Origin of the sequence: Rhizobacter terrae (genome assembly GCF_003852895.1) — a bacterium.
Taxonomy (GTDB): domain Bacteria; phylum Pseudomonadota; class Gammaproteobacteria; order Burkholderiales; family Burkholderiaceae_C; genus Albitalea; species Albitalea terrae.
The window spans coordinates 1,364,960-1,382,448 of sequence record NZ_QUSW01000001.1; the positions used below are offsets into that span (position 1 = coordinate 1,364,960).

A 17,489-nucleotide genomic window follows, 5' to 3' on the forward strand; every position below is an offset into this window, starting at 1 on the left:
CCTCGATCACATGAACAACATCCTCGTCCTGGGCGGTACCGGTTTCGTGGGCAACAGCGTCTGCGACAAGCTCGTGACGCGCTCCGGCGGGGCGGGCGGGCGCATCGTGGTGCCCACGCGTTTCCCGGGACGGGTGGGCAGCCTGCAGGCGCTGCCGACGGTGGAGATCGTGCGCGCCGACGTGCACGACGACGCCACGCTGCGCCGGCTGCTGCGCGGCAAGGATGCGGTGATCCAGCTCATCGCCATCTTGCATGGCCGGCCGGCCGAATTCCAGCGGGCGCACGTCGAGTTCCCGAAACGCCTGGCGGATGCCTGCGCGGCTTGTGGCGTGAAGCGGATGATTCATGTGAGCGCCCTGGGCGCGGGCGAGAACTCGCCGGCCCTGTACCAACGCACCAAGGCCGCGGGCGAAGCGGCGCTGAAGCAGGCGCCGCTGGACCTCACCATCGCGCGCCCCTCGGTCATCTTCGGCGAGCACGACCACTTCCTGAACCTGTTCGCCCGGCTGCAGCGCATCTTCCCGGTGATGCCGCTGGCCGGCGCGAACGCGAAGTTCCAACCAGTGTGGGTGGAGGACGTGGCGCAGCTGATCGTCCAGTCGCTGGACAACCGCACCACCATCGGCCAGACCATCGAATGCACCGGGCCGCAGGTCTACACGCTGCGCCAGCTGGTCGCCATGGCGGGCCTGTGGTCGGGGCACCCGCGGCCCATCATCGGGCTGCCGCATGCCGTCGGCCGGCTGCAGGCCGCCCTGCTGGAACTGCTGCCCGGCGCGCCGCTCATGTCGCGTGACAACGTCGACGCGATGAAGATCGACAACGTGGCCAGCGGAACGCTGCCCGGCCTGACGAATTTCGGCATCCGTCCCCGGTCGGTGGACAGCGTGATGCCCGGCCTGCTGGCCGGCACCGATGGGCCCGCACGGCTCGACCCATGGCGGACGCAGGCCGGGCGGCGCTGATCTCCGCAGAGCGGGCGGATGCGCCATCGGCATGAAACCGATGAACATTCGTCATCCGCCAAGCCCCTCGCGCGACCTAGCATGGCGGCTCTTTCCACAACACGACAAGACACCGAGGAACCACCATGCAGCTCTACATCGGCAACAAGAATTATTCGTCCTGGTCGCTTCGCCCCTGGCTCCTGATGACGCAGTCGGGCATCCAGTTCGAGGAGATCAAGCTGCGCCTGTCCTTCACCGATGAGTCGGATTTCAAGAAGACGCTGGCCAAGATCGCACCGTCCGGACGCGTGCCGGTGCTGGTCGACGAAGGCTTCGCGGTGTGGGACACGCTGGCCATCGCCGAATACCTGGCCGAGAAGTACCCGAGCAAGAACCTGTGGCCGGTGCAGCCCCTGGCCCGTGCCCGTGCGCGCAGCCTGTGTGCGGAGATGCATGCGGGCTTCGGCGCCTTGCGCAACCACTTCGGCATGAACATCGAAGCACACCTGCCGGAGATCGGCCAACGCGTGCTGGCCGAGCAGCCCGACGCGGCTCGCGACTTCAAGCGCATCGTGCAGATGTGGGAGAAGCAGTTCGACGAACACGGCGGACCCTTCCTGTTCGGCAGCTTCTCCATCGCCGACGCCTACTACGCGCCGGTGTGCTCGCGCATTGCCACCTATGCGCTGCCGGTGCCACAGCGCATCGCCGCCTACGTGGACCGCATCCACGCCCTGCCGGCGATGCAGTCCTGGATCCGCGACGCGAAGGCAGAGCACGACTTCATTGCCGAGGACGAGCCCTACCGCACCTCCCGCGCGGGCTGAGGCGTGACGTGCGACCATTCGCACGTTTCACCCTTCACGTTTCACGCAAGATGAAGAGCTTCGTCGTCGGCGGCGCAGTCCGCGATGAACTGCTGGGGCGGCCCGTGCACGACCACGACTGGGTGGTCGTGGGCGCGACGCCGCAGCAGATGATCGACCAGGGCTTCCTGCCCGTGGGCAAGGACTTTCCGGTCTTCCTGCATCCGCAGACGAAGGAGGAATACGCCCTGGCGCGCACCGAGCGCAAGACGGCGCCGGGCTACCACGGCTTCGCGTTCCATGCGGACCCCGGCGTCACGCTGGAAGACGATCTCGCCCGGCGCGACCTCACCATCAATGCCATGGCGCGCGATGAGAACGGCGTGCTGGTGGACCCGCATGGCGGGCAGAAGGACCTCGAAGCGCGCGTGCTGCGCCACGTGTCGCCCGCCTTCGCCGAAGACCCGGTGCGCATCCTGCGGCTGGCACGCTTCGCGGCACGCTATGGCGACTTCAGCGTCGCGCCCGAAACGGTCGAGCTGATGAAGCAGATGGTGGCTGCCGGCGAAGTCGATGCGCTGGTGGCCGAGCGCGTGTGGCAGGAGGTGTCGCGCGGGCTGATGGAGAAGCATCCCTCGAAGATGTTCGAGGTGCTGCGCCAATGCGGCGCGCTCGCCCGGCTGCTGCCCGAGGTGGACCGCCTGTGGGGCGTGCCGCAGCCGCCGCAGCATCATCCCGAGGTGGACACCGGCGTGCACCTGATGATGGTGCTGGACATGAGCGCGAAGCTGGACGCGCCGCTGCCCGTGCGTTTCGCCTGCCTGGGCCACGACCTGGGCAAGGGCACCACCCCCGAGGACGTGCTACCGCGGCACATCAAGCACGAGGAACGCAGCGTGGACCTGGTGCTCGAGGTGTGCGAGCGCTGGAAGGTGCCGGTGGAATGCCGCGAGCTGGCCGAGGTGGTGGCGCGCGAGCACGGCAACGTGCACCGCAGCGGCGAGCTGAACGCCGCGGCCATCATGCGGCTCATCGAGCGCTGCGATGCAATCCGCCGGCCGGCGCGCTTTTCGCAGATGCTGCTGGCCTGCGAATGCGATGCGCGCGGACGGCTGGGCATGGAGGACGATCCGTATCCACAGCGTCCGAGGCTGCAGAAGGCGCTGGACCTCGCGCTCGCGGTGGACACGCGGACCATCTCCGCCGCAGCCACCCAGAAGGGATTGGCCGGCCCCGCGATCGGACAGGCGATCTACCAGGCTCGGGCCAAGGCCATCGCGGACGGGCTGGGCTGAGGCCTACAACACCTTCGCCAGCAGCATCGCGAAGAAGCTCATCAGCACGCAGCTGCCGATGGGCAGGAACACCTCGCGGCCGAACAGCCGGAAGCGCAAGTCCAGCGGCAGACGGCCCAGCCCGATCTTCTCCAGCCAGGTGCGCAGCCCGCTGAAGATCAGCAAGGCCACGCACATGACGATGAGCCAGCGGATCACAGCGTGTGCGTCCGGTCGCCGCTCGTGAAGCCGACGGGGTTGGTGGTGAACGCGGCGTCGCAGTTCCTTGCGAAGCCGATCACCTTGAACAGCTCGCCCATCTCGTGCTCGTTGAGCAGCTTCTGCGCGTTGGCGACGGCCGCCACGCCCTCGCCTTGCAGCATCTGCAGGATGCCGCAGTTCATCAGGAAGCGCGCCTGCGTGGCGTAGCCCAGCACGTCGAGGCCGGCATCCTGCGCGGCCATGGCGATGCCGGTGAAGTCGACGTGGGCGGTGATGTCCTTGTCGCCGACATCGGACAGCGGATCGGTGTCTGCCTTGTGGGCCCGGTGGCACATCAAGGTGCCGCCCGTGCGCTGGGCCAGGTAGTACTCGGCCTCGGGGAATCCGTAGTCGATGAAGAAGGCTGCACCGCGCTCCAGCCGCTCGGCCAGCGTGGCGATGTACGCCTTGGCCTGCGGATGGATCTCGGTGGTGGTGCCGGGCACGAACGGGCTGTCCACCGGCGGACGCAGGTCGGTGATCTGGTCGGCCCACGCGAAACGCTCGCCGTCCAGCGACACACCGCGCTCGAACCAGGTGCGGCCGTCGAAGTGAAGCAACTGCACCGGCATGGCGTCCAGCACCTCGTTGCCGATGACCACGCCGCTCATGCGCTCGGGCAGCGCATCGAGCCAGCGTACCTTCGACGCCAGCGCGCCCAGGGTCTGGCGCTGCTTCTCACGCAAGGTCCCTGACAAGTCGACGATGCTGTACTGCCGCACGCGGTCGCCCAGCGCCTGCAGCAGTTGCAGGGCCAAGGCCCCCGTGCCGGCGCCGAACTCGAACACCTCGTCGCTGGAGGAACCTACCAGCGCCTGCGCCACCTGCTGCGCCAACGCGCGGCCGAAGAAGGGCGACAACTGCGGCGCCGTCACGAAATCGCTGCCGGACGAGGGCAGGCTGCCGAACTGCCGGTCGCCACGCGAGTAGTAGCCCAGCCCCGGCGCGTACAAGGCCATGGCCATGAAGCGGTCAAAGGGCAACCATCCGCCGTCCCGGACGATCGCGCGGCGAATCAGCGACGCGAGGGCGCCCGATACACTGGAGGGTTCCTTGGATTGCATCGCCGGATTGTAGAAACCATGGCTTCCCGCCCCGTCATCCTCGTCACCGGCGCCGCCAGGCGGCTGGGGCGCGAGATCGCGCTGGAGCTGGCGGGCGGCTTCGACGTTGGCGTTCACTACCGCGGCTCGCGCGAGGAGGCGGAAGCCACGGCCGATGAGCTGCGCCGCAAAGGGACCCGCGCCGAGACCTTCCAGGCCGATCTTTCCGACGAATCCGCCTGCCGCGCCCTGGTGCCCGCGGTCGTCCAGCGCTTCGGCCGCCTCGACGGCGTCGTCAACAACGCCTCCATCTTCGAATACGACAAGCCGGCCAGCTTCGGCTTCGAAACCATGGACCGCCACTGGCGCGCGAACGTCGCTCCAGCCGTGATCCTCTCCCAGGCGCTGCACGACCAGCTCGCCGGGGGCACGACCGGCTGCGTGGTGAACCTGATCGACCAGAAGCTCTGGAACCCCAACCCGGACTACTTCTCCTACACGCTCTCCAAGGCGGCCCTGCAATCCGCGACCGTCATGCTGGCCCAGGCCCTGGCGCCCAAGGTCCGCGTCTGCGGCGTGGCGCCAGGCATCACCCTGGTCTCCGGTCCCATGACCGAGGGCGAGTTCGCCCAGGCCCGCACGCTCACCCCGCTGCAGCGCTCGTCCACGCCGTCGGACATCGCCCGCGCGGTGCGTTTTCTCATCGAATCCCCGGCCATCACCGGCACCACGCTGATGGTCGATGGCGGCCAGCACCTGCAGGCGCAATCGCGCGACGTGCTGTTCATCGCCAACCCTGCCAAGGAACACTGACATGCACAGCCTGCTGCACCACCCGAGCCTGATGGACTGCCGCCGGCTGTTCCTGCGCGACTACGAGGTCTGGATCAACATCGGCGTGCACGACTTCGAGAAGAAGGGCGAGCAACGGGTGCTGATCAACGTGGACCTGTACATCCCGCTGTCGCTGTCCACGCCCAAGGAAGACGACCTGGACGAGGTGGTGGACTATGACTTCATCCGCCGCACCATCGCGATGCGCGTGAAGCAGGGGCACATCCACTTGCAGGAAACGCTGTGTGACGACATCCTCGCACTGATGCTGGCCCACCCGCGGGTCAGGGCAGCGCGTGTGTCCACCGAGAAGCCCGATGTGTACCCCGACTGCGAGGCAGTTGGCTGCGAAGTCTTCGGTATTTCGCAAACCTCGGCCGAAGCCAAGAAGTAAAGAAAGTTGAAGACATGAGTGCCGTACTCGACCAGGAAGACAAGCGCGCCGCGCACGAGATCAACAAGCTGTCCAAGCGGCTGCACCGCCTGGTCGGGCAGGCGGTCACTGACTTCAACATGATCGAGGACGGCGACAAGGTGATGGTGTGCGTGTCCGGCGGCAAGGACAGCTACACGCTGCTGGACATCCTCATCAACCTGCGCCAGCGCGCACCCATCAATTTCGACATCGTCGCGGTCAACCTGGACCAGAAGCAGCCGGGATTCCCCGAGCACGTGCTGCCGGAATATTTGAAGAGCCTGCACGTACCCTTCCATATCGAGAACCAGGACACCTACTCCATCGTCAAGCGACTCATTCCCGAGGGCAAGACGATGTGCAGCCTGTGCTCGCGCCTGCGCCGGGGCATCCTGTACCGGGTGGCAGGCGAGCTGGGTGCGACCAAGGTGGCCCTGGGGCACCACCGCGACGACATGATCCAGACGCTGTTCATGAACATGTTCTTCGGCAGCCGCATGAAGGGCATGCCGCCCAAGCTCGTGAGTGACGATGGCAAGAACATCGTCATCCGCCCGCTGGCCTACGTGGCCGAGACCGACATCGAGCGCTGGGCAGCGCACCGGCAGTTCCCGATCATTCCGTGCACGCTGTGCGGCAGCCAGGCGAACCTGCAGCGGGTGCAGATCAAGAAGATGCTGCGCGAGTGGGACAAGCAGTTCCCCGGGCGCATCGACAACCTGTTCACCGCCATGGGCAACATCGTTCCCAGCCACATGATGGACCGGAACCTGTACCCCTTCACCACGCTCAAAACCACTGGGGTGGTCAACCCCGAGGGAGACCGCGCGTTCGACGATGACGACGACTGCGGGCCCACGCCGTCCAGCACGGCCATCAAGCTGCACCGCGACGACTGAAAGCCTTCGTCCCGGCCGTCGAATGACAGGAGAGACATCATGCAACGAGCCCTGAGTATCCTGATCACCGCCGCTGCGCTCACCGCCTGCAGCGGCCTGCGCGATCTGAGCAGCGACGTGTCCACGTTCAGCCAGTGGCCGGCCGACCGCAAGCCCAGCACCTACACCTTCGAGCGGCTGCCCTCGCAGGAGCAGAACCCGCAGCAGATGCAGTTGCTCGAAGACGCCGCCCACCGCGCCATGGAAAGCGCCGGATTCCAGCTGGCCACCGACCCGAAGACGGCCGACGTGAGCGTGAACCTGGGCGCACGGGTGAGCCCGAACGAGCCCTCGCCTTTCGACAACCCCTTCTGGTGGCACGGCGGTCTCTACACCCACCGCTTCTACGGCCGCCCGGGCTTCTACCGGCCCGGCTTCTACAGCGGCTTCGGCTACGAGCCGGCCAGCTATGAGCGCGAGGTGGCGATGCTGATCCGCGACCGCAAGTCGGGGCAGGCGCTGTATGAAGTGCGCGTGACGAACGACGGGTATTCGTCGTCGATCAACTCGCTGCTCGGCGCGATGTTCCAGGCCGGGCTGAAGGACTTCCCGGCCGGTGGACCGAATCCGCGCCGCGTGGTGACGCAGATCGGCGCGTCCTGAACCGCACCTGAACCTGGCGAGTCAGCGCTGGCTCGCCAGCACCCTCGCGTCCTCCTCCCAGCCCTTGAAGCGCTTGACCGCGTGCGCGCGCTGCTCGGGCGTGGCGAGGTTGTGGACCTGCGCCGCGAACTCACAGTTGTATTGGATGAGCCGCTGCTGGTACGCACGGTAGGCCGGGCGCGGGGACTGGAGCATGTCCTTGTACAGGCCACGAACCACGCCCTTCGCGTCATCCAGCGACGCCTGCTGCGCGCTGAGCCTGCGCATCGCATCCAGCGCCTCGTCCTGCCGCTTCTTGCGCTCCACGTACCAGCCCTGCGGGTCCAGCGGTGACTCGTCCGTGAGCTGCGCAATGCGCGCCTTCTGTGCATCGGTGACACGGCCATAGACCATGTCGACCCGCTCGGCCACCCGCTTGATCTGCGCCTTGCGGCGATCGTCCGCGTCATCCTGCAGGAAGTCGCTGCGGTACTCCTTCAGGTTCTTCTCGTACTTGTGCTTCAGGTGCTCCAGCTGCTGCGGCGTGAGCGCGCGCACCGAGTCCGCCAGCGCGGGCAGCGCATGTTCGAAGGCAGTGTCCATGCGCTGCTGGATGGCCTCGGTCCACTGGCAGATCTGCGCACCGGTGAGAGGTTCGGCCACCTCCGCCTGGGCCTTGGCCAGCAGGGCCGCGTAGTCCGGCAGCTGGGTGGCGCGGTGCCAGCGGAACCACTCGCCGATCGCCTCGCGTGCCTTCACCTCTTGCGCATCGTCGAAGTCGATGTACCGGTCCAGCCACCAGAAGGCCAGCTGCGGGCCCTGGTTGTAGCCGAAGCGCACGGCGGTGCAGGCGGCCAGGACCAGGGTCAGGGCGCCGATAATCGCGATTCTGACTAAGGACTTTTTCATGGCGTTGGACATCGTGATCATGGCCGCGGGCAAGGGCACCCGCATGAAGTCGGCCAAGCCGAAAGTGCTGCACGCGCTCGCCGGGCGAAGCCTGGTGCAGCACGTGATCGACACGGCCTCGTCGCTGGGCGCCGACCGCATTGTGACGATCACCGGCCATGGCGCCGACGAAGTGGAAGCAGCAATCGGCGCGCCCGGTCTGCACTTCGCACGGCAGATGCCCCAGCTGGGCACGGGCCACGCCCTGCAGCAGGCGGTGCCGCACCTGCATGACGAAGGCACCACCCTCGTGCTGTACGGCGACGTGCCGCTCATCGAGGCCAGGACGCTGCGCACGCTGCTGGCGGCCAGCGGCGGCGACAAGCTGGCGGTGCTGACCATCGACCTCGCCGACCCCACCGGCTACGGCCGCATGGTGCGCGAGAACGGCCAGGTCATCGGTATCGTCGAGCAGAAGGATGCAACCCCCGAGCAGCGGCAGATCCGCGAGATCAACACCGGCGTGATGGCCGGGCCCACGAAGCTCATGAAGCGCTGGGTGTCCCAGCTGAAGAACAACAACGCCCAAGGCGAGTACTACCTCACCGACGTGGTCGCCCTGGCCGTGGCCGACGGCGTGCCGGTGGTGACGGCACAGCCGGGCAGCGACACCGAGATCCTGGGCGTGAACAGCCCGTCCCAACTGGCCGACCTGGAACGCCGCTACCAGCGCCGCCGGGCCGAGGCGCTGATGGAAGCCGGTGTGCGCCTGGCCGACCCGGCACGCTTCGATGTGCGCGGCGCGCTGGTGTGCGGCGCGGAGGTGGAGATCGACGTGAACTGCATCTTCGAAGGCCACGTGGAGCTGGCCGAGGGCGTGCGCATCGGCGCGAACTGCTGTATCCGCAATGCGGTCATCGGTGCGAATGCGGTGATCCATCCGTACACCCACATCGACGGCGAGAAGCTGGGCGTGAAGGTCGGCGCGGGTTCGCTGATCGGCCCGTTCGCGCGGCTGCGCCCGGGTGCCGAACTCGGCGAAGAGGTGCACATCGGCAACTTCGTCGAGGTGAAGAACTCGACGCTCGCCAAGGGCGCCAAGGCCAACCACCTCGCCTACCTGGGCGATGCGACAGTCGGCGAGCGCGTCAACTACGGCGCGGGCAGCATCACCGCCAACTACGACGGCGCGAACAAGCACCGCACCGTCATCGGCAACGACGTGCACGTGGGCAGCAACTGCGTGCTGGTGGCGCCGGTAACGCTGGGCGACGGTGGCACCATCGGCGGCGGCTCGACCATCGCCAAGGACACGCCGCCCGGGCAGCTCACGGTGGCGCGAGCGAAGCAGGTCTCGCTCGCCAATTGGAAGCGGCCGGTCAAGGCGAAGAAGTAGTTCGTCAGGCGTTCAGCAGATGGGGCGCGGCCCGGCGGTCGCGCACCCAAACCTCGAAGTCCTTCACACTCAGCGGCTTGCTGATCAGGTCGCCCTGCAGCTCATCGCAGCCATTCAGCGCCAGGAACGAGCGCTGCGACTCCGTTTCCACGCCTTCCGCGATCGCCGTGATACCCAGGCTGCTGGCCATCTGGATGATGGCCCGCGTGATGGCGGTGGATCCGCGGTCGCCGGGCAGGTCCTTCACGAAGGACGCATCGATCTTCATCTTGTCGATGGGCAGCTCCTTCAGGTGGCCCAGCGACGAGTAGCCCGTGCCGAAGTCGTCCACCGACACCCGGATGCCCAGCGCAGACAACTGCTTCAGCTTGCCGCTGACCTCGGGCAGGTCGTCCATCAGCATGCGCTCGGTGAGTTCCAGCTCGATGAGCCGGCCGTCCACGCCCTCCTCGCGCAGCACCTGCGCCACCGTCTCGGCGAAGAACGGTGCCTGGAACTGCATGCTCGACAGGTTCACCGCGATGGGTGCGACATTCAGGCCCATCGCATGCCAGCGCGCCGCGCAGCGTGCCGCTTCGCGCAGCACCCACTGGCCGATGGCCAGCATGAGCCGCTGCTGCTCGGCCACGGGAATGAACTCGCCGGGCAGCAGCAGGCCGCGCGCCGGGTGGTGCCAACGGATGAGCGCCTCCGCACCCACCACCGAACCGTCCCGCGCGCTCACCTGCGGCTGGAAATACAACTCGAACTCGCCGCGCTCCAGGCCCTGGCCCAGTTCGCCTTCCATCACCATCGCGGCGTAGGCGGAACTCGCCATCGCCGGATCGAAGAAGCGGAACTGCGCACGGCCACGCGCCTTGGCCAGGTACATCGCGGTGTCCGCGTGCTTGATGAGTTCCTCGGCCGTGAGCCCGTCGTTCGGGAACATCGCGATGCCCACGGACGCGGTCACCGACAACGGCCGCCCTTCTGCATGCAGTGGCGCCTCGATCGCCAGCAGCAGTTTCTGCGCCACCTCGGTCACGTCGTTGCGGTGTGCCACGTGGGTGAGCAGCACCATGAATTCGTCGCCACCGAAACGCGACACCACGTCGGTGGTGCGCAGGTTGCCGGTGATGCGCGAGGCGGCGGTGCGCAGCAGCGTGTCGCCCACCAGGTGGCCCAGCGAGTCGTTGACGCGCTTGAAGTGGTCCAGGTCGATGAACAGCACTGCGAGCTGGCTCCCGCCGTCGCGCGCGGCCACGAGCAGGTGCTCCAGGTACTCCATGAAGGCGCTGCGGTTGGGCAGGCCGGTGAGCGTGTCGTGGTGCGCGAGGTGGTGGATGCGCGCCTGCGCCGCATGCCGGTCACGCAGGTCGCGGATGATGGTCATGCGCACGCGTTCGCCGTGGTGCATCATCGTGCGCACGATGAATTCCACCGGCAGCCGCTGCCCGTGCTTGTTGATGAGCACGCTCTCGTAGGCCGTCTCCTGCCCCGAGGCGATGACCGAGGCCACCTTGGCCACGTGGTCGGGCGCGATGAACTCCAGCGTCTTGCGGCCCAGCAGCTCGTGCAATTCGTAGCCCACGAGAGACAGCGCGGGCGGGTTCGCGTCGGTGATGAATCCGTCCTTGTGGAAGACGATGCCTTCGCAGCTGGCCTGCATGAACTTGGCCAGCCGCTCCTCCGACTCGCGCAGGGCGGCCTCGGTGCGGCGGAACTTGGTGATGTCCGAGATGAGCACGAAGCAGCCGATGACCTCGCCTTGCTCGCCCAGGTGCGGCAACAGGTTCACCTCCAGCCGGTGCATGCCGTCGGCCGCGTCCAGCTGGCGCTCGTAGGTGACGCTGGCACGCTGCTTGAGCACCTGCTGCACCTGCGGGTCGATCTGTCGTGCCGCCGCCTCGCCGATCACGTCGGCGAAGGTGTGGCCGACGATGTTCTCCGTGGTCCAGCCGAAGGTCTGCGCGTAGCGGTTGTTGGCGAACAGGCACTGCCAGGTGCTGGCGTCGTAGTAGGCGATGGCCGCCGGCACGTTGTCGGAGATCAGCCGCAGCAGCGCATTGCTTGCCGAGGCATCGCCGGGGACGGGCTCGGGGGCGTTCATCGTGTTCGCCGGTTCAGCCGGAGGCCGTCTCAGCGGCGAGGCACAGGTCGTCCCAGGCCCGCGCCTTGTCTTCAAGGTTGCGCAGCAGGTAGGCCGGGTGGTAGGTGACGATCAGTGGTACCCCTTGGTACCTGTGGACGCGTCCGCGCAGCCGGCCGATGGGTTCGGTGCTGCGCAGCAGGCTCTGCACCGCGAAGCGCCCCATCGCGAGGATGATGCGCGGCTTCACCAGCTCGATCTGCCGGATGAGGAAGTGCTCGCACTGCGCGAGCTCCTCCGGCTGCGGATTGCGGTTGCCCGGCGGCCGGCACTTCAGCGTGTTGGCGATGTACACCTGCCGCGACGGATCGGGCGGGGTCGCGTCCTTGCGGCCCAGGCCCAGCGCCTTGAGCATGTTGTCCAGCAACTGCCCGGACTTGCCGACGAAGGGCTCGCCCTGGATGTCCTCCTGCTCGCCCGGCGCCTCGCCCACCACCATCCAATGCGACTGCTGGTTGCCGACGCCGAAGACCGTCTGCCGGCGGGTCTCGCACAGTTTGCAGGCGGTGCAGGCGACCACCGCCTCGCGCAGCGCGGGCCAGTCCATGGTGTCGATGCCAGTGGGGCGGTTGCCGCGGGCGACGACAGGGGTGGGTGTGACGATCGGGTTCGAGGCTTCGACCAGCTCAGCCCGAACGGCGATGGGTGCAGCACGCACCGGCGCCACGCCGCCGGCGTCTGGCGAGGCCACGGCCTCGCCCTCCCCCCTCGCGGAGGGGGGCAGGGGGGAGCGATCCTGTTCGACGAAATGGGTCTGCGGCGGAAGCCGCAGACCCATTTCACCCAACATCGCGATCTGTCGCTCACTCCACGGCATGCAGCCTCCCCAGTTCCAGGCTCATGACGTTGGCATCCTCGCGCTTGCCGTGCAATGCGGGGTAGTAGCCCTTGCGCACGCCGATGTGGCGGAATCCGTATTGCAGGTAGAGGTCGCGCGCGCGCTGGTTGCTCAGGCGGACCTCCAGCCACAGGCGGTCGGCCCCGTGCAGGCGCGATAGGCTGGCCACCTCGTCGAGCATGCGCCGTCCGAAGCCCTTGCCCTGCTCGAGCGGCGCCACGGTGATGTTCAGCAGGTGCATCTCGTCCACGCCCTTCATGGCGACGAAGTAAGCGATGAGTTCGCCCTCGGGCGCACGCAGCACCCGGGCGTGGTAGCCGGCGGCCAGCGAATCGATGAAGTTGCCGCGGGTCCAGGGAAAGTCGTAGGCGGCGCACTCGATGGCGGCGACTTCGTCGAGGTCGCTCACCATCATGCGCTGCGGCAGGAAGTCGTCACGCACCAAGGCGCTCATCGGGAAACCTCCGCGCTTTCCTTCGCCAGCCTCGCCGCCTCGCGTTCAGCGGTCGTCTGCGCCACCTTGTCGCGCACGTACAGCGGAATGGCGAGTGCTGCATCGACGGCGGCACCATCGTTCCACATCGTCAAGGCCAGCGGCAGCATGGCGCGGGCATGGGGCGATGCATCGGGCGCGAGCCGCGCCTGGCCGGTCTGCAGGCCGGCGAAGGCCGTGAGCGCCGAGCCGGCCACGGCCTGCGGTGCCTCCGCGGCCCAGTGCTCGTTCAGCATGGCCACGTCGATGAGACACGGCGCCACCAGTGTGCTCCAGTGTCCATTTTCATAAAGGTAGTGCGCCGCGTAGATCTCATTCATGCGCGCATCCATCGCCACCCAGATGCGTTGCGGCGCTTCGCCCTGCCGCGCGTCTTCCGCCACGGCCAGCAGTGTGTCCACCGGCAGCACCGGCTTGTTCGCACCGAAGGCCAGGCCCTGCGCCACCGAGCAGGCGGTGCGCAGCCCGGTGAAGGCGCCCGGCCCGCGGCCGAAGGCGATGGCATCGACCTGTGCGAGCTCCACCCCGGCTTCATCGAGCACGCCCATGATGCCAGGGATCAGCAGCGCCGAAGCCTGCGCACCACCGGCCGATTCGCGCACCCAGGTCCGTCCCTGGTGCGCCAGCGCGATGCTCATGCGCTCGGTCGCGGTATCGAAGGCCAACAGCGTCGTCATCCGTCGAGTTTAGGTCACCGCACCCGGTCTTCGGGCCGCGCAGGCATGCCATGCGATCATCGAAAGATGCCTTCCATCACACAACGATTCGCTCTCGTTCCCGCCCTTGCACTGCTGCTCGCCGGCGCCTGCGCCCAGGCCCGCGGCCTGCCCACCGAAGTGGAGGCCGCACTGGATCGCGCCAAGCTGCCGCGCGATGCGATGGTCGCGGTGGTGCAGGAGGTCGGCAAGCCCGCGGTGCGCCTGTCGTGGCAGCCCGACAAGCCGATGAATCCTGCATCGCTCATGAAGCTGCTGACCACCGAAGCGGCACTGGAAACGCTGGGGCCGGCCTACCTCTGGCTCACGCCGGTCTGGCTGCAGGGCACAGTGAACAACCCAGGGCCGCAGGGCGTGCTGGAAGGCAACCTCGTCATCAAGGGGTCGGGCGATCCGAAGCTGGTGATGGAGCGCACCTGGCTGTTGCTGCGGCGCGTGCAGCAACTGGGCGTGCACGAGATCCGCGGCGACATCGTGCTGGACCGCAGCGCCTTCAAGGCGGGCGAGCAAAACCCCGGCGACTTCGACGGCGAGGCCAGCAAGCCGCAGAACGTGCAGCCCGATGCGCTGCTGTTCAGCCAGCGCTCGGTCATCCTCACGTTCACGCCCGACATCCCGCGCGGCGTGGCCATCGTGAGCGCCGACGCACCGCTGAATGGCGTGCGCGTCGACACCACCGTGCCGCTGACCAGCGGCCCCTGCGCTGACTGGCGCGCCGGGCTCAAGGCCGAGCTGCAGGACCCGGCCCGCATCCACTTCACCGGCAACTACCCGGTGGTGTGCGGCGAACTGAACTGGCCCATCGCCTATGCCGACCCCAAGAGCTACAACGAGCGCCTGCTGGCCGGCATGTGGCGCGAGATGGGCGGCGTGCTCACCGGCAGCGTGAAGGACGGCATCGCGCCCACGACGCTGCCGACCTTCACCGTGCAGTCGCCCGCGCTGGCGGAGGTCATCCGCGACATCAACAAGTACAGCAACAACACGATGGCGCAGCAGCTGTTCCTCACGCTGGCGCTGACGCAGCGCGGCCTGGGCACCCCCGAGAATGCGCGCGACGTGCTGGGCCAGTGGGCGAAGACCCGCTTCGGCACGGCCACCAAGGGACTGGTGATCGACAACGGCTCGGGCCTGTCGCGCGAGACGCGCGTGAGCGCCGATTTGCTGGCACGGCTGCTGCAATCCGCCTGGTCGGGGCCGTCCATGCCCGAGCTCGCAAGCTCGCTGCCCGTGGTGGGCCTGGATGGCACCCTGCGCCGCGTGCAGACGCAGACCGGCCGCGCACACCTGAAGACCGGCTCGCTGCGCGACGTGGTGGGCATGGCGGGCTACGTGCTCGCCGCCAGCGGCAGGCGCTACGTGTTCGTCGCGATGGTCAATCACCCCAATGCACAAGGGGGTCGGCCGGCCATCGAAGCCCTGCTCCAGTGGACCGCCGCGGACGCCAAATCCGCACCGCCGACAGCCGATTGATACCTTTCGAGACCGCACTTACGCGGGATACCCCCGCGAATGAATGGTACTCAACTGGTATTTACTTATTGCGGACAAATTGCATACCAATACGATTTGTCGCGCAGGCGCGGGAAGGGTGTGAAAACGCTCTCAGAGAGGCAGGGAAATTGTGTCGGCGCTTGTGTCACGGGCGGCCCGGAAGAGGCTGTCCGCCATTCATATCCACTGGAGCAACGACATGACGACAACCGCTTCGACCCGCCTGCAGACGCTGCGGGTGCTGTCCGCATTGACCGCCGCGCTGGCCGCGACCTCCATCTACGCCGCCAACTACCCCGCCTGGAAGCCCGACACCTTCTACGCTGCCGGCACCAAGGTCTACTACAACGGCCGCGATTACCAGGCCCTGGTGGACCAGACCGACTACTCGAGCACCGGCTGGAACCCGACCACCACCAGCCTGTGGAAAGACCTCGGACCTGATTCGGCCCCGTCACCTGCCCCCGCGCCGGCTCCGAGCCCGGCCCCCGCACCCGCCCCGTCGCCCGCACCGGCTCCCGCCCCTGCCCCGGCACCCGCCCCGGGCTGCCAGCCGGCCTGGAACGCCTCCACCGCCTACACCCAAGGCCAGCAAGCCAGCGTCAACGGCGTGAACTACAAGGCCAACTGGTGGACGCAGGGCCAGAACCCGGCGACCAACAATGGCCCCAGCGGCAGCGGCCAGCCGTGGACCCAGGTCAACACCTGCGCGCCGGCCCCCGCTCCCGCCCCGGCGCCTGCACCGGCTCCCGCGCCTGCTCCGGCACCGGCGCCCGCCCCCGCGCCGAGCGGCTTCGTCTTCGGTCCGTACAAGGACGTCACCATCAACATGGACTGGAACACCAACGTGATGAGCACGATGGTGACGGGTTCCCGCCAGCCGGCCGTGAGCGTGATGCCTGCACGCGCCAAGACCGTGACCTGGGCCTTCGCCAGCGGCGAGTGCGGCAGCGAGACGTGGGCCGGCGTGCAGCCTGCGGCGCTGGCCGCGGCCAACGTCCAGCGCTTCATTGATGCGGGCAAGACCTACATCATCTCCACCGGTGGTGCGGCGGGTACCTTCACCTGCGGCAGCGACCCGAACTTCACCAAGTTCATCAACACCTACAACTCGGCCAACATGATCGGCGTCGATTTCGACATCGAGGGTGGCCAGTCGCAGGATGTGATCAACAACCTGGTGCAGCGCTCGATGGCGGCACAGTCGAAGTATCCGAAGCTGCGCTTCAGCTTCACCATCGCCACGCTGGGCGGCAACGCGGCCAACAGCCTGGGCAGCGCCGGTGCCAACGTGATGACGGCGATCAAGAACTTCGGCATGAAGAACTACATCATCAACCTGATGGTGATGGACTACGGCAGCACGACGGCGACGAACTGCACGATCGGCAGCAACGGCAAGTGCGACATGGGCAAGTCGGCGATCGCCGCAGCCCAGAGCCTGCACAACTTCTATGGCGTGCCGTACAGCCAGATCGAGCTGACGCCGATGGTCGGCGGCAACGACACGCAAGACGAGGTGTTCACCCTCACCGACGTCGACACGCTGTCGGCCTGGGCGAAGGGCAACGGACTGGCCGGCGTGCACTTCTGGTCACTGGACCGCGACGTGGACTGCCCGGCGGGATCGGCCTCGGCCACCTGCAACAGCTACGGCCAAGCGGGAACCTGGGGCTTCACGAACCGCTTCGTGTCGAAGCTGGGGCTGTGATCGGCTGATCCGCAGCACCCAAGAAAAAGGCCCCGCATGCGGGGCCTTTTTCATTGCCGGGATTTTCGTCGCGGGTCAGAAGCTGTACGACGCTCCGAAGGAGTACACGATCGGCCGGAAGTCGATCGTGGTCTGCAGCACCGTGGTGCCCGAGGCGACCAGCTTGCTCTTGACCTTCAATGCGGCCACGCTGGCGAACAGGCCCCACTGCTTGTCCAGCGCGTAGTCCACGCCGGCCTGCACGACCCAACCGGTGGAATCGCTCATCTTCACATCGGTGGCGAGCTTGGACTCGATGCCGGTGAACTTCGTGTGGTTGATGCCGGCGCCGACATATGGGCGGAACTTGTCGCCGGGTTGGCCAAAGTGGTAGTTCGCCAGAAGGGTTGGCGCGAGGTTGTGGGCCGACAGGACGTCGTCGCCCAGGAAGGCGACGCTGCCGGTGGCCTTCGCCTTGATCTTCGGCGGAATGCCCAGCACCAGCTCGATGCCCACGTTCGGGGTGATGAGCCGCTCGTACACGAAGATGACCGTGGTCGCATCGCCGGTCTCGGCATCCGCGCCGGGGGGCACGCCGACACCGGTCACGCCGTTAGTCCGCGAATGCGTCGTGTAGTCGGTGACGCCGAACTTGAAGGTGTTGTTGTCGGCGACGGCCAGGCCGGTGCCGCAGGTTGCTGCCAATGCCACGGCCAGCGTCTGGAGTTTGCTTTTCATTCGATT

18 protein-coding genes are annotated in these 17,489 nt (G+C 67.3%); 10 read left to right on the forward strand and 8 right to left on the reverse strand.

The window, feature by feature from the left end:
- The first annotated feature begins 10 nt into the window (after positions 1-10).
- The 3 genes from DZC73_RS06315 to DZC73_RS06325 all read left to right on the forward strand — a co-directional run bounded on the left by DZC73_RS06315 (position 11) and on the right by DZC73_RS06325 (position 3,050).
- Positions 11-967 (forward strand): complex I NDUFA9 subunit family protein, encoded by a 957-nt coding sequence (locus DZC73_RS06315; protein WP_124539299.1) that lies wholly within the window; start codon positions 11-13, stop codon positions 965-967.
- A 125-nt stretch (positions 968-1,092) separates the two neighbouring features.
- Complete coding sequence (locus DZC73_RS06320) at positions 1,093-1,776, forward strand: glutathione S-transferase family protein (protein ID WP_124539300.1); 684 nt, start codon at positions 1,093-1,095, stop codon at positions 1,774-1,776.
- Between the two features lie 50 nt (positions 1,777-1,826).
- Positions 1,827-3,050 (forward strand): multifunctional CCA addition/repair protein, encoded by a 1,224-nt coding sequence (locus DZC73_RS06325; RefSeq protein ID WP_124539301.1) that lies wholly within the window; start codon positions 1,827-1,829, stop codon positions 3,048-3,050.
- Between the two features lie 3 nt (positions 3,051-3,053).
- On the opposite strand, the gene DZC73_RS06330 is transcribed toward DZC73_RS06325, so the two are convergent.
- On the reverse strand, positions 3,054-3,248 hold the full coding sequence (locus DZC73_RS06330; protein ID WP_124539302.1) for a DUF2905 domain-containing protein: 195 nt from the start codon (positions 3,246-3,248) through the stop codon (positions 3,054-3,056).
- Positions 3,245-4,354 (reverse strand): class I SAM-dependent methyltransferase, encoded by a 1,110-nt coding sequence (locus DZC73_RS06335; protein WP_124539303.1) that lies wholly within the window; start codon positions 4,352-4,354, stop codon positions 3,245-3,247. The genes DZC73_RS06330 and DZC73_RS06335 overlap by 4 nt, the downstream gene beginning before the upstream one ends.
- An 18-nt stretch (positions 4,355-4,372) precedes the next feature.
- Between DZC73_RS06335 and DZC73_RS06340 the strand changes: the two genes are divergently transcribed.
- The 4 genes from DZC73_RS06340 to DZC73_RS06355 are packed head-to-tail and all read left to right on the forward strand — an operon-like array spanning position 4,373 to position 7,123.
- Positions 4,373-5,146: an SDR family oxidoreductase gene (locus DZC73_RS06340; protein ID WP_124539304.1), complete on the forward strand. Its 774-nt coding sequence runs from the start codon at positions 4,373-4,375 to the stop codon at positions 5,144-5,146.
- A gap of 1 nt (position 5,147) precedes the next feature.
- Complete coding sequence (locus tag DZC73_RS06345; RefSeq protein WP_124539305.1) at positions 5,148-5,561, forward strand: dihydroneopterin aldolase; 414 nt, start codon at positions 5,148-5,150, stop codon at positions 5,559-5,561.
- A gap of 14 nt (positions 5,562-5,575) precedes the next feature.
- Positions 5,576-6,481: a tRNA 2-thiocytidine(32) synthetase TtcA gene (gene ttcA / locus DZC73_RS06350; RefSeq protein ID WP_124539306.1), complete on the forward strand. Its 906-nt coding sequence runs from the start codon at positions 5,576-5,578 to the stop codon at positions 6,479-6,481.
- 39 nt (positions 6,482-6,520) lie between these two features.
- A complete protein-coding gene (locus DZC73_RS06355; protein ID WP_124539307.1) occupies positions 6,521-7,123 on the forward strand; it encodes a DUF4136 domain-containing protein in 603 nt (200 codons plus the stop codon).
- A 21-nt stretch (positions 7,124-7,144) separates the two neighbouring features.
- Here the strand turns inward: DZC73_RS06355 and DZC73_RS06360 are convergent, their stop codons facing one another.
- Positions 7,145-8,011: a DUF6279 family lipoprotein gene (locus DZC73_RS06360; protein ID WP_124539308.1), complete on the reverse strand. Its 867-nt coding sequence runs from the start codon at positions 8,009-8,011 to the stop codon at positions 7,145-7,147.
- On the opposite strand from DZC73_RS06360, the gene glmU reads away from it, so the two are divergent.
- Positions 8,010-9,386: a bifunctional UDP-N-acetylglucosamine diphosphorylase/glucosamine-1-phosphate N-acetyltransferase GlmU gene (gene glmU / locus DZC73_RS06365; RefSeq protein ID WP_124539309.1), complete on the forward strand. Its 1,377-nt coding sequence runs from the start codon at positions 8,010-8,012 to the stop codon at positions 9,384-9,386. The genes DZC73_RS06360 and glmU overlap by 2 nt on opposite strands.
- Positions 9,387-9,390: 4 nt before the next feature.
- Here the strand turns inward: glmU and DZC73_RS06370 are convergent, their stop codons facing one another.
- From DZC73_RS06370 to tsaB, 4 genes are read right to left on the reverse strand one after another with little or no spacing between them, the layout of a single operon-like run.
- Complete coding sequence (locus tag DZC73_RS06370; RefSeq protein WP_124539310.1) at positions 9,391-11,475, reverse strand: putative bifunctional diguanylate cyclase/phosphodiesterase; 2,085 nt, start codon at positions 11,473-11,475, stop codon at positions 9,391-9,393.
- A 13-nt stretch (positions 11,476-11,488) separates the two neighbouring features.
- Entirely contained in the window at positions 11,489-12,331 is an 843-nt protein-coding gene (locus DZC73_RS06375) for a uracil-DNA glycosylase (protein ID WP_124539311.1), read from the reverse strand.
- Positions 12,318-12,806 carry a ribosomal protein S18-alanine N-acetyltransferase gene (rimI, locus tag DZC73_RS06380; RefSeq protein ID WP_124539312.1) on the reverse strand — a complete coding sequence of 163 codons (489 nt, stop codon included), beginning with the start codon at positions 12,804-12,806 and terminating at the stop codon, positions 12,318-12,320. The genes DZC73_RS06375 and rimI overlap by 14 nt, the downstream gene beginning before the upstream one ends.
- The gene (tsaB, locus tag DZC73_RS06385) at positions 12,803-13,522 is read right to left on the reverse strand and encodes a tRNA (adenosine(37)-N6)-threonylcarbamoyltransferase complex dimerization subunit type 1 TsaB (protein ID WP_124539313.1); all 720 of its coding nucleotides are present in this window, start codon (positions 13,520-13,522) and stop codon (positions 12,803-12,805) included. Before tsaB ends, rimI begins: the two co-directional genes overlap by 4 nt.
- A 66-nt stretch (positions 13,523-13,588) precedes the next feature.
- On the opposite strand from tsaB, the gene dacB reads away from it, so the two are divergent.
- Together dacB and DZC73_RS06395 are read left to right on the forward strand one after the other, a co-directional pair.
- On the forward strand, positions 13,589-15,034 hold the full coding sequence (gene dacB / locus DZC73_RS06390) for a D-alanyl-D-alanine carboxypeptidase/D-alanyl-D-alanine endopeptidase (protein WP_235835008.1): 1,446 nt from the start codon (positions 13,589-13,591) through the stop codon (positions 15,032-15,034).
- 220 nt (positions 15,035-15,254) lie between these two features.
- Entirely contained in the window at positions 15,255-16,766 is a 1,512-nt protein-coding gene (locus DZC73_RS06395; protein ID WP_124539315.1) for a carbohydrate-binding protein, read from the forward strand.
- A gap of 75 nt (positions 16,767-16,841) precedes the next feature.
- On the opposite strand, the gene DZC73_RS06400 is transcribed toward DZC73_RS06395, so the two are convergent.
- Positions 16,842-17,483: an OmpW/AlkL family protein gene (locus tag DZC73_RS06400; protein ID WP_124539316.1), complete on the reverse strand. Its 642-nt coding sequence runs from the start codon at positions 17,481-17,483 to the stop codon at positions 16,842-16,844.
- Positions 17,484-17,489 lie beyond the last annotated feature (6 nt).

Excerpts from the sequence above, each read along its gene's own strand:
- rimI (WP_124539312.1), bottom strand. The coding sequence starts at position 12,806 with ATGAGCGCCTTGGTGCGTGACGACTTCCTGCCGCAGCGCATGATGGTG.
- DZC73_RS06340 (WP_124539304.1), top strand. The coding sequence starts at position 4,373 with ATGGCTTCCCGCCCCGTCATCCTCGTCACCGGCGCCGCCAGGCGGCTG.
- tsaB (WP_124539313.1), bottom strand. The coding sequence starts at position 13,522 with ATGACGACGCTGTTGGCCTTCGATACCGCGACCGAGCGCATGAGCATC.
- DZC73_RS06315 (WP_124539299.1), top strand. The coding sequence starts at position 11 with ATGAACAACATCCTCGTCCTGGGCGGTACCGGTTTCGTGGGCAACAGC.
- dacB (WP_235835008.1), top strand. The coding sequence starts at position 13,589 with ATGCCTTCCATCACACAACGATTCGCTCTCGTTCCCGCCCTTGCACTG.
- DZC73_RS06395 (WP_124539315.1), top strand. The coding sequence starts at position 15,255 with ATGACGACAACCGCTTCGACCCGCCTGCAGACGCTGCGGGTGCTGTCC.
- ttcA (WP_124539306.1), top strand. The coding sequence starts at position 5,576 with ATGAGTGCCGTACTCGACCAGGAAGACAAGCGCGCCGCGCACGAGATC.
- glmU (WP_124539309.1), top strand. The coding sequence starts at position 8,010 with ATGGCGTTGGACATCGTGATCATGGCCGCGGGCAAGGGCACCCGCATG.
- DZC73_RS06355 (WP_124539307.1), top strand. The coding sequence starts at position 6,521 with ATGCAACGAGCCCTGAGTATCCTGATCACCGCCGCTGCGCTCACCGCC.
- DZC73_RS06360 (WP_124539308.1), bottom strand. The coding sequence starts at position 8,011 with ATGAAAAAGTCCTTAGTCAGAATCGCGATTATCGGCGCCCTGACCCTG.
- DZC73_RS06325 (WP_124539301.1), top strand. The coding sequence starts at position 1,827 with ATGAAGAGCTTCGTCGTCGGCGGCGCAGTCCGCGATGAACTGCTGGGG.
- DZC73_RS06400 (WP_124539316.1), bottom strand. The coding sequence starts at position 17,483 with ATGAAAAGCAAACTCCAGACGCTGGCCGTGGCATTGGCAGCAACCTGC.
- DZC73_RS06335 (WP_124539303.1), bottom strand. The coding sequence starts at position 4,354 with ATGCAATCCAAGGAACCCTCCAGTGTATCGGGCGCCCTCGCGTCGCTG.
- DZC73_RS06320 (WP_124539300.1), top strand. The coding sequence starts at position 1,093 with ATGCAGCTCTACATCGGCAACAAGAATTATTCGTCCTGGTCGCTTCGC.
- DZC73_RS06345 (WP_124539305.1), top strand. The coding sequence starts at position 5,148 with ATGCACAGCCTGCTGCACCACCCGAGCCTGATGGACTGCCGCCGGCTG.
- DZC73_RS06375 (WP_124539311.1), bottom strand. The coding sequence starts at position 12,331 with ATGCCGTGGAGTGAGCGACAGATCGCGATGTTGGGTGAAATGGGTCTG.
- DZC73_RS06370 (WP_124539310.1), bottom strand. The coding sequence starts at position 11,475 with ATGAACGCCCCCGAGCCCGTCCCCGGCGATGCCTCGGCAAGCAATGCG.